This window comes from Marinococcus luteus (assembly GCF_034497705.1).
Lineage (GTDB): Bacteria > Bacillota > Bacilli > Bacillales > Marinococcaceae > Marinococcus > Marinococcus luteus_A.
Map to the genome: position 1 here is coordinate 725,784 of NZ_JAXRUV010000001.1, position 13,500 is coordinate 739,283.

A 13,500-nucleotide genomic window follows, 5' to 3' on the forward strand; every position below is an offset into this window, starting at 1 on the left:
ACCGCTCCTCTGGCTTTACTTATTCGGCAGATCAATATAAAACGTCGTCCCTTCCCCCGGCTCACTTTCTGCTGCAATAGCCCCTTGATGGGCGTCGACAATATTTTTAACTATGGCAAGTCCGAGCCCGGTGCCTCCCTTGCCACGCGTTCTTGCTTTGTCTGCTTTATAAAAACGTTCAAATACATATGGGAGATCCTCTTTTGAGATTCCGCTGCCTGTATCGCTGACTTCCATATGCAGTGAATCGTCGTTTACAGCCCTGATGGTAATAGTTCCCCCTGCTTCGGTATGACGAATCGCATTGTGGACCAGGTTTGTCAGAATTTGCTCTACCCGGTCAACATCAATATAGGCGTATGGTTCCGGGGCATGCAGATCCAGCTCGAGCTGCACCTCCGATTCATCAGCAAGTCCCTGGAATTTCCGTTCCACCCGCTGAAAGAAGGATGTCACTTCCCCCTCCTCTTTTTCGAGCTTCAGGTAGCCGGCTTCCATCCGGGCAAGATCAAGCAGTTCATTCACCAGACGCCCCATGCGCAGCGATTCATCATAAATGATGCGTCCGATCTCTTTCTTTTCTTCCTCCGTCGCTGCAATATCATCCACAATGGCTTCACTGTACCCCTGGAGCATGCTTATTGGTGTCCGCAGCTCGTGGGATACGTTGGCGATAAAGTCCTTACGCAGCTTATCGTGCCGGCGTTCTTCTGTCATATCCCTGACTACAGCTACTGCACCACGGACGTCTTCGTTGCCATAAAGCGGGGTAACCAGCACCGCAAAGCTCCGGCCCTGCACCTCAAACTCATCAAGCTGCTCCATCTCTGTCTCCACCGCTTTTTCAAACAAGCTGGTAACCTCCGCTGGTAGCGAGCTTGTTTCCTGTTTATTCTCAAGCTGGTTCAAACGGATAAAGTAGTCCGCCGGGGGATTGGTCAGCACCATCGTCCCTCCCCGGTCAAAGGTGATGACGCCATCAGCCATGCTGTGCAGGATGCGGCTCAGCTGCTCTTTTTCCTGGTTCAGCGCTGTAAGGTTATGTGAAAGCTCCCGCCGCATCCGATTAAATGCATTGCCGAGCTGTCCGATCTCATCGTTGCTTACTACAGGCACCTTAGAGTCGAAATCCCCTTTCAGCACATTGAGGGCAAGCTCGCGCATTTTCCGGAGTGGTGCTGTAATACGGGTACTCAGAAAAAATGCAAAAACGGTGGTTAAAATAATTGCAATACCAGCCGAAAGCAGAATAATCTGCTTCGTTTCCCCCGTGGTCTCTTCAATGACCGAGAGCGATTGGTACACATATACTTCCCCCTCGCGGCCGTCGTTAGTTGTAAACGGCTCGCCGACAGCAAAAATTTCGTCCTCTCCGCCGTCCATGGAAAAGGTATCATGAACCGTCACCTGCTCCCGTTCTCCTGCCACCCGTCCGAGCTCATTACTATTTTGAATATCAGAGGCCGCCAGGCCATCCCCGCCCCCGGAGCCGTACCAGAGGTCTCCATCGATAAATACCATCACTTCCGAATTGTACGTGCCGGCAATCTGATCAATGACCGGCTGCGAACTCTCCGGGGAGTTTTCTTCCTGAAGCGCTGTGGCAATGATTTCAGCATTGTTGGTCAGCTGGTTTTCTGCTTCCGAAATATTAAACTGCTCGAAAAACTGAAGCAGCAGGATCGTAAGAATTAACAGGACTACCGTTAACAGTCCCAGTATAGTCAGCCAAAGCTTTCCGACGACACTGCGCCAGATCATTGCTTTTGCTCCACCTCGAATTTATAGCCGACGCCCCATACTGTGGAGATCATATCCGCTGCATCTTCAGAAACCTTATTCAGCTTTTCACGCAGGCGCTTCACGTGCGTATCCACTGTCCGGAGGTCTCCAAAGAAATCGTATTTCCATACGTCTTTCAACAGCTGCTCGCGGGAGAATACTTTATCCGGCGACTGGGCCAGATACAGAAGCAGCTCGTACTCCTTCGGCGTCAGACCGATGATTTTATTGTCCACCGTCACCCGGTGGGCATCGTTATCAATCGTTAAATGCGGAAAAACCAATACTTCATTGGCAGATGCTTCCGGCTTCATATATTTGGTGGACGATGAGCGCCGGAGCAGGGCCTTTACGCGCAGCGTTACCTCGCGCGGGCTGAATGGCTTGACAATGTAGTCATCAGCCCCTACCTCAAACCCCTGTACCCTGTTGGATTCCTCTCCCTTGGCTGTCAGCATAATAACCGGCGTCGCTTTCGTTTCACGCAGCTGTTCGCACACTTCTTCGCCGTCCATGCCGGGAAGCATTAAATCAAGCAGGATAACGTCGTAGTCCTTTTCCAGAGCCATCGCAAGAGCGTCCTCCCCGTTTTCCGCCTCTTCAATCAAAAAATCTTCGCGCTCCAAATACATCCGGATAAGCCGGCGGATCCGGGCTTCATCGTCTACGACTAATATGGTTGTCTGCTGGTCCATGAAATCCTCTCCTGTCTAAAAAGCTTATGCATTCATTTTACCCGCCGCCAGACTGATATTCCAAGCGGCAGGCCTGAAACATCGATGAACTTTCAGGCCAGATCCTTGAGCTGCTTAACTTCTTTAGGCTTCAGCGGGCGGGTTTCCCCCGGATTCATTCCGAGCAGATCGAGCATGGCGTACTGCTCGCGCTTCAGCTTTTCCACCGGGTGTCCGATCTTTTCGAACATGCGGCGGATCTGATGATTTCTACCTTCATGAATCACAATTTCAATAATCGAGCTGTTGCCTTTTTTGTTGGCGGATTTAACGTTCACTTTCGCAGGGGCCGTTTTTACCCCGTCAAGCTCAATCCCGTGACGGAGAAGCTGCAGCTTTTCTGCGGACGGCTTCCCCGTCACCTTCGCGATATACGTCTTTTTTACGTTGCTTTTTGGGTGCATCATTTTATTGGCGAATTCGCCGTCATTAGTTAAAAGCAGCAGCCCGGAAGTGTCGTAATCCAGCCGGCCGACAGGGAAAATACGCGCCTTTACTTCGGGAAAGAAATCGGTGACCACTTTGCGGTTTTTATCATCCGCTACCGCGGAAATAACCTGCTTCGGCTTGTACAGTAAATAATAGACCGGTTCTTCCTTTGTGAGCGGAATGCCGTCCACTTCCACCTGGTCATTAATACCGACTTTACTGCCGAGCTCTTTAACTGTTTTGCCGTTCACCTTCACCCGGCCGTCCGTAATATAGTCTTCTGCTTTTCTTCTTGAAGTGATGCCGGCCTGGGCAATCACTTTTTGTAATCTTTCCATAGATAGGCCTCCTCATACAGTTTTTTCTGCTTATTTTATTTTCGTCCTGCTTCCGCTACAATACGGAGAAAGGAGCGTTCCATATGACATTTCATTTTCTGATTCTTTATGCAGTCCTGCTGCTTCTTACCGGTATAACCGCCTGGTCCGCTGTGCGCACCTACCATACATATAGACAGCTGCGGGAAGTGAAACTGCGCGTAAACCGACTCGAGACCGAGGCAGAAACCGCCCGGACACAGGCTTATTCTGCCTCCATCGAGCAGGACATCTACATTCGGTTCATGACAGTGAAAGATGCTTTGTTCCGGCAGTTCAATGCGCCCCACCCCCGGGCTGTCCGGGAGTCCGAGCACGCTCTGCATTTTTCGGAAGAACAGCTTCACACTGCCTTTCCGTCCCACGAAGCAGATGAACTGCAGCAATTTTTCCAGCGATACCGCATATACCTTGATTCGTACTGGAAAACTGGTACGAGCAGCTGGAAAACCGTATTTGTGTCAAACGCACAAAACGGCGCTGACAGTTGGGAAACTGTCCACGCCGCCACTAAGTCACTGTACCAGGAAGCAGAGCGCTTATCAGCGCTTTTCACTTATTCTTCATCTTGATACAGTTCCCGGAAAAACAGATCCGCCTGTTCCGGCTGCTCTGCATCCTCGAGCGGCGGCAGTTCTTCCAGGGTTTCAAGTCCAAAATACTCTAAAAAGCGGGTGGACGTTACAAAAGACATCGGTCTCCCCGGCTTCTGGGTACGCTCAAATTCTTTGACGAGTCCTTTTGTGAGAAGGGTCTGAAGCGCCCGGTCCGATTTTACTCCACGCACCTGATCGATGTCCGCCCGCAGCACCGGCTGATTGTACGCAATAATGGCAAGTGTCTCCAGAGCTGCCTGGCTGAGCGTCTGCCGGTTCTGCTGCTCACTGAACTGCTCAATCGCTTCCGCCGCCCCGGGCACCGTCGCGAAGAAAAATGTATTTTCCGCCTGAGTAATCTGCAGGCCGCCTTCCCGCTCCGCCCAGGCATCCTTTAAGGAGATTAAGTGTTCGCGGGCCGTTTCCGTTTCTATACCGAGCGCTCTGGCAGCCTGTTCTGCCTCCAGGCCTTCATCTCCGCTAATATACAGCAGGGATTCCAGCGTCCCCTCTATCGTTTTTTCCCGTTTCATACCTTCACCTTTTCTGCCAGTTGAATCGTTATATCATCAAAATTGTGCACCTGCTCGCAGCGAATTTGCTTTTGTTTCATCAGTTCGAGCAGAGCAAGAAAAGTTACCACCATCTGCGGTCTGGTTCTCGTTTCTTCAAACAGCTGGTAAAACGAACAGGCATCGAGTCGTTCGACTTCTCCCATTACCTCTGTCATCCGGTCTTCCACCGAATATTCATCCGCCCGGACAGTGGCCTGCGGAGGATGGGCATTTTTCGCCCGTTCTTTCATCTTCTGAAACGCTGCCACCATGTCATACACTGTCAGCCCCTCCGGAAGACTTTCTTCCTTTTCTTCCCCAGTACTCCATTCGCTCAGCGGTTTTTTGTACACCTGTTGCTGCTGCTCTTCTTTTTGCTGAAGCTTCCCGGCTGCTTCTTTATAGCGCCTGTATTCTTCAAGCTGCTCAATCAGCTGTTCTTTCGGGTCTTCTTCCTCAATCCAGGCCTCTTCATCAGCTGTCACGGGAAGCAGAGTCTGGCTTTTGATCTGCAAAAGCGTAGCAGCCATCACGAGGTACTCACCCGCCACATCAAGCTCAAGCTCCTGCATAGTCCGGACATATTGCAAATACTGATCCGTAATTGCAGCGAGCGGAATATCCTGAATATCCATCTCCGCCTGCTGGACAAAATGAAGCAGCACATCAAGCGGCCCTTCAAATTGATCAATTTTTACTTTATACTGCTCGGACATAGTTCCCATCCTTCATCACTTGTTGAGTGCTGTTGCAAGTATATCATATCCGCTGTAAGCAGGGCATGCGTTTTCCCCGTATGTTTTTGATACAATCAGTTCTATCAATGATTTTTGAAAGGAGAAACCACTGTATGTATCCAGACGCCTATATTCTGTTTCTTGTCGAATTTCACAGCACCCGCGATTACTTTGAATGCCATGAAATACTTGAGGACCACTGGAAAGAAGCTCCTTCCGGAGAACGTGATCCTGTATGGCCCGGCCTGATTCAGATCGCTGTTGGTCTGTACCACGAGCGGAGAGGAAACCTTACTGGTGCTTCCAAGTGCCTGAAAAACGCCGGCGTGATTCTCGGGCCGCTTCCCGGGCGTCTGCAGGAGCTCGGGCTCGACGCCGGGAGGCTGCTGCAGGCTACCCGGGAACAGCTCGAACACCTCGGAGAGCCGTTCCGGGACATGAACCTGCCGATGATGGATCCCGAACTGGAAGCCCAGTGCATACGTCTGTGTGAACAAAAAAGAATACCGTGGCTCCAGGCCTCTCCGCTTGAAGATACGGACCTCATCCACAAGCACGTGCTCCGTGACCGCACCGATATCGTTCATGAACGAGACAAACAGCTTCGCATCCGGGACAAGCAGCGCCGGAGTGGCGGTCTGTAATCCGGGTATTCTTCGTATTTCCATTAAAAAACCCGCCGTTCACCGGCGGGTGGGTATTAGTGCACTTCATTTTCCAGAATATCTTTTTGGTGCTCATCGCACACCTGCAGGAACTGGACCGTTTCCTTGCTTGCAACCAGGTCCTGGTCGAGACGGCCTCTGACCGCCTGCACCATTTTTTTGCCGATGCCTTCATCCCGGTAGGATGGATTCACGCATACATGGCGAAGCTCTGCTTGTCCGTTTTCGGTGTAACGCAGACCGACGACTCCGACAATATCATCGTCTTCCTTCCACATAAACAGCTGCCAGTCATCTGTTTCTTCATACTGCTGGACCGTTTCCTGGAGCTTTTTTACATCTTTTTCTTCCGGCATGTATGAAAGAAGCCCCATCGCTATTTTTTTATAGGATTGTTTATACTTAATCAACATAACCAATTATCCCTCATTGTGATCAGAATTTCAGACAAATTTGTCTTCATTTCCATAATTTACGCAAACCATTATCCAAATTCACCATTGACCATACACGCTTTTAGACAGAAATGCAAGAGGAATATAGGTAATTATAACTGAAAGCCGCTCATCACCGCTCATGCGCGTGTAATCACTCAAACCAAAATCACACGGCTTTAAACCGTGTGATTTATTTTACTCCATGCGGATTTTTTTTGCAAGACTGGCCATTTCCACGGCGCCCATAGCTGCCTCGGAACCTTTATTTCCAGCTTTTGTGCCGGCCCGTTCAATCGCCTGTTCAATGGATTCCACCGTGATAATGCCGTTAATGACCGGAAGCTCTTCCTGAAGGGATACATTTGCGACTCCTTTGGCGGATTCGCTGCATACATAGTCAAAATGTGGAGTAGCGCCGCGGATAACGGTGCCAATAGCCACAATCGCGTCGTATTTTTTCGTTTTTGCTGCCTGCTGGGCAGCAAAAGGAATTTCAAATGCCCCGGGCACCCAGATAACATCTATATCTTCTTCCTTCAGCCCGCTGCGTATCAGCGTGCTTTCCGCTCCTTCAAGCAGCTGTTTGTTAATAAATTCATTAAAACGTGCTACAACGATCGCAATTTTTTGTCCACTGCCGTTTACGTTGCCCTCAATAGTAGTTGTCATTCTATTTTCCTCCTAAAAATGAAGCATGTGTCCCAATTTTTGAAACTTCGTACGCATATATTTCTCGTTTTCCTCCTGCAGCGGCAGCTGTATTGCAATCCGCTGCGTCACTTCAAGGCCGTAGCCGGAGATACCCGTTATTTTCCTCGGATTGTTGGTGAGCAGCTTCATTTTTCCTACACCGATGTCGCGGAGCACCTGGGCACCGATCCCGTATTCACGCAGATCGTCCGGGAAACCGAGCTTTTTGTTTGCTTCCACTGTATCATAGCCCGCCTCCTGCAGCTCATAAGCTTTTAACTTATTGATCAACCCAATGCCGCGTCCTTCCTGGCGCATATAAAGCAGTACACCTTTTCCTTCTTTTTCAATCTGCATCAGCGCTGCCTGCAGCTGCGGTCCGCAGTCACAACGCTTGGAACCGAAGACGTCCCCAGTCAGACATTCCGAATGAACCCGGACCAGTGTTTCTTCCTCCGGATCGATCTCCCCTTTTACAAGTGCCATCATTTCTTTCCCATCAATGGAGGAAGTAAAACCAAGCGCTCGGAAATCACCGAATTCGGTCGGAAGGCTCGTATCCGCCTCCCGCTTCACTAGTTTTTCGCGGTGGCGGCGGTAGCTGATTAAATCTTTGATCGTTACCATTTTCAACCCGAACCGGTCAGCGATTTCGCGCAGCTCCGGCACCCGGGCCATTTCCCCGTCTTCCCGTGTGATTTCACAAATTGTCCCTGACGCTGTTTTTCCGGACAGGCGTGCAAGGTCAATCGCAGCCTCCGTATGACCGGCCCGCTGCAGGACTCCGCCTTCTTTTGCAATAAGTGGAAACACATGGCCCGGACGCTGAAAGTCTCCCGGTTCTGCGGTCTGATTGGCAAGGTGCTGGATCGTCAGCGCCCGCTCGGAAGCACTGATACCGGTTTTGGACGACACGTGGTCGACGCTCACCGTAAAAGCAGTGCCGTGCGGATCAGTATTTTGATCAGCCATCGGCTGAAGCTGCAGACGCCCGGCCTGCTCTTCTGTAATCGGCGTGCAAACGAGACCGCGGCCATACGTAATCATAAAGTTAATTGTCTGGGCATCAATGTTTTCCGACAGGGCGACGAAATCTCCTTCGTTTTCCCGGTCTTCGTCATCACAGACGATCACAACCTGCCCGTTTCTCAGTTCATCTAACGCTTCTTCAATGGGGTCAAACCAGCGTCGTTCCTCCATGGTATCGTTCCTACTTTCTTTGCAAAGGTTTTATTTATCTACAGTTAACAGACGTTCTGTATATTTGGCAAGCATGTCACATTCAATGTTGACCAGATCACCAGCCTGTTTATCTGCCAGGTTGGTTACCTGCCATGTATGCGGAATAATCGACAAAGTAAAGGTTTCTTTTTCGTCGTCCACTCCGAAAATTGTCAAACTGATGCCATCAACTGTGACGGAGCCTTTATTGGTCATGTAGCGGAGCTGCTCCTTCGGTGTCTGCACGCACACGTAAATCATGTTTTCTTCCTCTTCAATGGAAGCAATGGTTCCCGTTGCATCTACATGGCCCTGAACGAAGTGCCCGCCAAACCGTCCTCCGGCCTGCATCGCAAGCTCAAGATTTACTCGTGTTCCTTCTTTCATATATTTCAGACTCGTATGCTTGAGCGTTTCAGCCATCACGTCTACGTAGACGCACCGTCCTTTTTTAGCCGTCGCCGTGAGGCAGATGCCATTTACCGAGATGCTGTCGCCAATGCGAATACTGTCCATATCCAGATCACTCTCAAGCTCCAGCTGAATTAAATTTTCCTGATGCGTCATTTTTGATACTGTTCCTGTCGCTTCTACAATACCTGTAAACATGCTTTCACTCCCCGGCCTGCAGTGTATATTTTCGGTCCTGCCCGAATGTTTCTTCCTTTATCAATGAAAATGCCCGGGCTTCCTGAAGCGTCGAAATACCATTTCCGTGATAGACTCCGGGTGCATTTTCCCCGCCAATCACTATCGGCGCTACATACATTAAATATTCCTGAATCAGTTCGGCTTCCAGGAAGGAGCCGAGAACCCCGGCCCCTCCTTCCACAAACAATGAAACGATTTTCTTTTCACCGAGCACATCCAGCACCGCGGAGATATTTTTCACACCGGAAGCGACTGGAATTACTTCAGCCCCCGCTTCTTCCAGGCGGTGCTGCCTCTCAGCATCAGCCGGACCGTTCGTCAAAACGTAGACCGGAGCTGAGGAGTCCTTCAGCATCCGGCTGTTTTCCGGCATCCGGAGCTCACTGTCAAGTACTATCCGTGCCGGCGTCACTCCCGTTTCAGGAACACGGGCCGTAAGGGACGGATCATCGCTCAGCACAGTTCCGAGGCCGACTAATATGCCATCGCACCGGCGCCTCTCCCGGTGGACGTCCTCCCGGGCTGGTTTTCCGGTAATCCACTGGCTTTCGCCTGTGGCCGTAGCAGTCTTTCCGTCAAGGGAAGAAGCTGTTTTAGCCGTGACGTAAGGTTTTCCAGTTTTAATAAAATGAAAAAATTTCCGGTTTAAGTAAGCCGCTTCTTCCTGTCTGACTCCGGTCACCACTTCAAGGCCTGCTTCTTCCATCATCTGTATGCCTTTTCCGGCTACAAGCGGATTCGGGTCTGACGCTGCCACCACTACTTTTACAATGCCCGCTTCAATAATCTGTTTGGCACATGGCGGAGTACGGCCGTAATGGCTGCAGGGCTCAAGGGTGACGTAAATCGATGCTCCTTCAGCTTCATCCCCTGCCATCTCGAGCGCATGGACTTCTGCATGTGCTTCCCCGGAGCGAAGATGAGCTCCCATCCCCACGATTCTTCCATCTTTAACGACGACGGCACCGACCATTGGATTCGGGTAAGTCTGCCCTTCCGTCGAGCGTGCTAGTTCGAGTGCTGTGTGCATCCAGGTATGATCCATATGGCCGGACCTCCTTTATTTTTAATTGCTGCTATTGATTACAGAAACAAAAAAAGCCCCCGAATGAACATCCGGGGGCTTTTATACATACGTATCCAAAATAATATTCCAGTTCTCTTCAGCGGCCGTTGCGGCTGCGGACAGAAAAACAGAATTTTTTCGAATACGGTTTTTTCCTTCTCCCATCCAGACTGTTACTGTCGGCTTCAGAGTTGCACTGAATCCACCGTCCACGCCAGCAGCGCTTACCGGGTCACGGACTGAAAAGCATTCGCTTTATCACCGTCGGTTGGGACTTGCACCCGACCCCGAAGGATGTTGATCGCAATCAACGTACCGTATGAAGTTAAAATACATTTTATTACGTTCTCATATATCCGTCAAAAGATTCAGCTTATGCTTCGTCCCAGACCCGCACTTCCTTCATAACATCCTGCGCCTGGATACGGTCCACCTGGTCCATGTTATCTGTCACACGGCCAAATACCGTATGCACGCCGTTCAGGTGCGGCTGCTGGTCAAACAGAATAAAGAACTGGCTGCCACCGGTGTCTTTTCCGGCATGCGCCATCGACAAATAGCCTCTTTCGTGAGTGCGCGGGTTCCCTTCCGTTTCACAAGGAATCGTGTATCCCGGGCCGCCGTCTCCGCGGTTATTCGGGCATCCGCCCTGGGCAACAAAGCCCGGGATGACGCGGTGGAACGTAAGGCCATCATAGAAGCCGTCATTTGCCAGACTTTCAAAGTTTTTCACCGTGCCCGGCGCGTCCTCCGGGAAAAATTCCAATGTTACTGTTTCTCCGTTTTCAAATGCGATTTTACCTTTTTTCATCTCTCTATACCCCTTTTTATTTTGTTTTTGCCTTTGCGGGCGCATAGGACAGGTCATACTGAAGAATGTCCTCGTACGTTTCTCCGCGAACGACCAGGTGCGATTCGCCGTCTTCGGCGAAGACGACCGGCGGGCGCGGGAGACGGTTGTAATTGTTGGCCATGGAATACCCGTAGGCTCCTGTACAGAAAACCGCCAGCGTATCATTAGTTTTCACTTCCGGAAGCGGTAGATTCCAAATCAGCATATCGCCGCTTTCACAAAGCTTACCGGCAACCGAAAACGTATCATCGGCTTTTTCATGACCGCGGTTGGCAAGAATGCCTTCATACTCTGCCTGATACAATGCCGGACGTATGTTGTCGGACATGCCGCCGTCCACCGAAATGTACCGGCGGACGCCGGGAATATCTTTTTTCGACCCTACGTCATATAACGTCGTGCCGGCATCGCCGCTGATGGAGCGCCCAGGCTCAATCCAGATCTCCGGCACGTCCATGCCGGTACGGAGCGCTTCCTGTTTGACCGACTGGATCATATCCTGCACGTACTGCTCCGGTGCGAGCGGTTCATCCCCTTCCACATAGCGGATCCCAAAGCCGCCGCCGCAGTTCAGTACATCCGGCGTGAACTGCAGATGCTCCTGCCAATGCACAAACTGGTCAAACAGCTTTTTGATAGCCATTGTAAATCCGCTCGTTTCAAAAATCTGCGAACCGATATGACAATGCACGCCTTTAATGTTGATGGACGGACTCTGCTGCAGGCGGTAAATAGCCTGGTCTGCCTGACCGGACGTCAGGTCAAAGCCAAACTTTGAATCCTCCTGCCCAGTGGAAATGTATTCATGTGTGTGCGCCTCGATGCCCGGAGTCGTCCGGATCAACGCTTCCACATGCGTCTGCTGCCTGACCGCCTGCTGCTCAATCAATTGAATTTCATGAAAATTATCAATCACAAAACAGCCGATGCCAAGCTCAATGGCGAGAGCGATTTCTGCTTCGCTTTTATTATTACCGTGAAAATGAACCTTTTCCATCGGAAAACCGGCTTTTGATGCCGTCATCAGCTCTCCCCCGGAAACCACGTCCAGACTGAGTCCCATTTCTTTCGCCAGCTGTGACATTGCAACACAGCTAAAGGCCTTGCTTGCGTAGGCCACCTGATACGTCATCCCGTTATCTTCAAAAGCCTGCTGAAACCCCCGGGCCCGCTCCCGCATCAAAGCGACGTCGTAGACGTAAACCGGGCTCCCGTATTCCTGCTTTATGTTAACGGTATCCACCCCGCCAATCTCCAGGTGGCCGTGTTCATTTATATGGTGCGTTCCATGAAGCTGCATATTATTCTCTCCTTCGTTGCTCCTCCTCGTTCGTTTATTTTAGCACGCTTCCGAAAAAGACAAAAGCTTTATGCAAGTAAAGAAACCGTGCAATTACTGCACGGTTTCATAAATGAGGACTGGTTTTTCCACCGCAGCTTCTGCAATCGTAAAGGCTTCAGAAATTTTCCTGGCGCTCTCAGCGCTGTCCTGGGCATTTACGTGCATGACCGCAATTGTATCGCCTTTTTGTACAGGGTCACCGATTTTTTTCGTCAGTTCGATGCCCACACTGTAATCAAGCACATCGTCCTTGGTGGCCCTTCCGGCTCCGAGAAGCATCGCACTTACGCCGATTTCTTCGGCTTCAATGCCGTGTACGTAGCCGGAGGCTTCCGCCTTCACTTCTACCCGGTGCTCAGCAGCAGCAAGGCTCTCCGGATGATCTACAGCGGAGGCATCACCGTGCTGATTTTTCACAAATGCTTTCATTTTTTCAAGCGCGTCCCCGTTTTCAATCACCTGAAGCACCATTTTTTCCGCCTGCTCGAGCGTGTCGGCTTTGCCGCCTGCTACAAGCATATAGGAAGAAAGCGTGACGCTCAGCTCATGCAGGTCCTCCGGGCCGTTGCCCTGCAGCGTTTCAATTGCTTCTTTTACTTCGAGCGCGTTACCGACGGTCCGGCCGAGCGGCTGATCCATATTGGAAATGACCGCCATCGTTTTACGATCGAGTGACTGGCCGATTTCCACCATTGCTTCCGCCAGACGCTTTGCTTCCTCCACTTCTTTCATAAAGGCGCCTGACCCTGCCTTTACGTCAAGCACGATCGCATCTGCGCCAGCAGCGATTTTTTTACTCATCACCGAGCTTGCAATCAGCGGAATGGAGTTTACAGTTGCCGTCACGTCCCGGAGTGCGTAAAGCTTTTTGTCTGCCGGGGTGAGGTTGCCGCTTTGGCCTGCGACAGCTATTTTATGCTCATTAACAAGACTGACGAACTCTTCCTTTGGAATCTCTGTTTCAAATCCACGGAAGCTTTCCAGCTTATCAATCGTGCCGCCGGTGTGCCCGAGTCCGCGTCCGGACATCTTCGCTACAGGAACACCGCACGCTGCTACAATCGGTCCTATAATCAGCGTCGTTTTGTCGCCGACGCCTCCGGTAGAGTGCTTGTCCACCTTGATTCCTTCGATTGCCGAAAGGTCGAGCTGATCGCCGGACTCAGCCATCGCGTAGGTGAGGGCGGCAGATTCCTTCTGGGTCATATCCTGAAAGTAAATCGCCATCGCAAACGCCGATGCCTGGTAATCCGGTACCTCGCCGTTGCTGTATGATTCCACAAACCAGCGGATTTCTTCTTCATTCAGTTCTTTTCCATCGCGCTTTTTTGCAATAATATCCACCATTCTCATAGTATGGCCCCTT

General features: G+C 50.9%; 15 protein-coding genes and 1 riboswitch. Of the genes, 2 read left to right on the top strand and 13 right to left on the bottom strand.

Annotated elements, in window-relative coordinates:
- Positions 1-15: 15 nt before the first annotated feature.
- The 3 genes from Q9M42_RS03715 to Q9M42_RS03725 form a co-directional block, all read right to left on the bottom strand.
- Complete coding sequence (locus tag Q9M42_RS03715; protein WP_322525177.1) at positions 16-1,761, bottom strand: ATP-binding protein; 1,746 nt, start codon at positions 1,759-1,761, stop codon at positions 16-18.
- A complete protein-coding gene (locus Q9M42_RS03720; RefSeq protein ID WP_022792306.1) occupies positions 1,758-2,477 on the bottom strand; it encodes a response regulator transcription factor in 720 nt (239 codons plus the stop codon). Before Q9M42_RS03720 ends, Q9M42_RS03715 begins: the two co-directional genes overlap by 4 nt.
- A gap of 92 nt (positions 2,478-2,569) precedes the next feature.
- Complete coding sequence (locus Q9M42_RS03725; protein WP_322525178.1) at positions 2,570-3,283, bottom strand: pseudouridine synthase; 714 nt, start codon at positions 3,281-3,283, stop codon at positions 2,570-2,572.
- A gap of 83 nt (positions 3,284-3,366) precedes the next feature.
- Between Q9M42_RS03725 and Q9M42_RS03730 the strand changes: the two genes are divergently transcribed.
- A complete protein-coding gene (locus Q9M42_RS03730; protein ID WP_322525179.1) occupies positions 3,367-3,894 on the top strand; it encodes a hypothetical protein in 528 nt (175 codons plus the stop codon).
- On the opposite strand, the gene scpB is transcribed toward Q9M42_RS03730, so the two are convergent.
- A complete protein-coding gene (scpB, locus tag Q9M42_RS03735) occupies positions 3,879-4,451 on the bottom strand; it encodes an SMC-Scp complex subunit ScpB (RefSeq protein WP_322525180.1) in 573 nt (190 codons plus the stop codon). The two genes, Q9M42_RS03730 and scpB, sit on opposite strands and share 16 nt — an antisense overlap.
- Complete coding sequence (locus Q9M42_RS03740; RefSeq protein ID WP_322525181.1) at positions 4,448-5,188, bottom strand: segregation/condensation protein A; 741 nt, start codon at positions 5,186-5,188, stop codon at positions 4,448-4,450. The genes scpB and Q9M42_RS03740 overlap by 4 nt, the downstream gene beginning before the upstream one ends.
- Positions 5,189-5,322: 134 nt before the next feature.
- On the opposite strand from Q9M42_RS03740, the gene Q9M42_RS03745 reads away from it, so the two are divergent.
- The gene (locus Q9M42_RS03745) at positions 5,323-5,853 is read left to right on the top strand and encodes a DUF309 domain-containing protein (protein ID WP_322525182.1); all 531 of its coding nucleotides are present in this window, start codon (positions 5,323-5,325) and stop codon (positions 5,851-5,853) included.
- Between the two features lie 56 nt (positions 5,854-5,909).
- On the opposite strand, the gene Q9M42_RS03750 is transcribed toward Q9M42_RS03745, so the two are convergent.
- From Q9M42_RS03750 to Q9M42_RS03785, 8 genes are all read right to left on the bottom strand, one after another.
- The gene (locus Q9M42_RS03750; protein WP_322525183.1) at positions 5,910-6,287 is read right to left on the bottom strand and encodes a GNAT family N-acetyltransferase; all 378 of its coding nucleotides are present in this window, start codon (positions 6,285-6,287) and stop codon (positions 5,910-5,912) included.
- 219 nt (positions 6,288-6,506) lie between these two features.
- The gene (gene ribH, locus Q9M42_RS03755; RefSeq protein ID WP_322525184.1) at positions 6,507-6,980 is read right to left on the bottom strand and encodes a 6,7-dimethyl-8-ribityllumazine synthase; all 474 of its coding nucleotides are present in this window, start codon (positions 6,978-6,980) and stop codon (positions 6,507-6,509) included.
- A gap of 12 nt (positions 6,981-6,992) precedes the next feature.
- On the bottom strand, positions 6,993-8,201 hold the full coding sequence (locus Q9M42_RS03760) for a bifunctional 3,4-dihydroxy-2-butanone-4-phosphate synthase/GTP cyclohydrolase II (protein WP_322525185.1): 1,209 nt from the start codon (positions 8,199-8,201) through the stop codon (positions 6,993-6,995).
- Positions 8,202-8,231: 30 nt separating this feature from the next.
- A complete protein-coding gene (locus Q9M42_RS03765) occupies positions 8,232-8,831 on the bottom strand; it encodes a riboflavin synthase (protein ID WP_322525186.1) in 600 nt (199 codons plus the stop codon).
- A gap of 4 nt (positions 8,832-8,835) precedes the next feature.
- The gene (gene ribD, locus Q9M42_RS03770) at positions 8,836-9,918 is read right to left on the bottom strand and encodes a bifunctional diaminohydroxyphosphoribosylaminopyrimidine deaminase/5-amino-6-(5-phosphoribosylamino)uracil reductase RibD (RefSeq protein WP_322525187.1); all 1,083 of its coding nucleotides are present in this window, start codon (positions 9,916-9,918) and stop codon (positions 8,836-8,838) included.
- Positions 9,919-10,088: 170 nt separating this feature from the next.
- Positions 10,089-10,238: riboswitch (FMN riboswitch) on the bottom strand.
- A gap of 74 nt (positions 10,239-10,312) precedes the next feature.
- Positions 10,313-10,750, bottom strand: coding sequence for a peptidylprolyl isomerase (locus Q9M42_RS03775; protein WP_022792317.1), 438 nt, complete (start codon positions 10,748-10,750; stop codon positions 10,313-10,315).
- A gap of 16 nt (positions 10,751-10,766) precedes the next feature.
- The gene (lysA, locus tag Q9M42_RS03780; RefSeq protein WP_322525188.1) at positions 10,767-12,092 is read right to left on the bottom strand and encodes a diaminopimelate decarboxylase; all 1,326 of its coding nucleotides are present in this window, start codon (positions 12,090-12,092) and stop codon (positions 10,767-10,769) included.
- 93 nt (positions 12,093-12,185) lie between these two features.
- On the bottom strand, positions 12,186-13,487 hold the full coding sequence (locus Q9M42_RS03785) for a pyrimidine-nucleoside phosphorylase (RefSeq protein ID WP_322525189.1): 1,302 nt from the start codon (positions 13,485-13,487) through the stop codon (positions 12,186-12,188).
- Positions 13,488-13,500 lie beyond the last annotated feature (13 nt).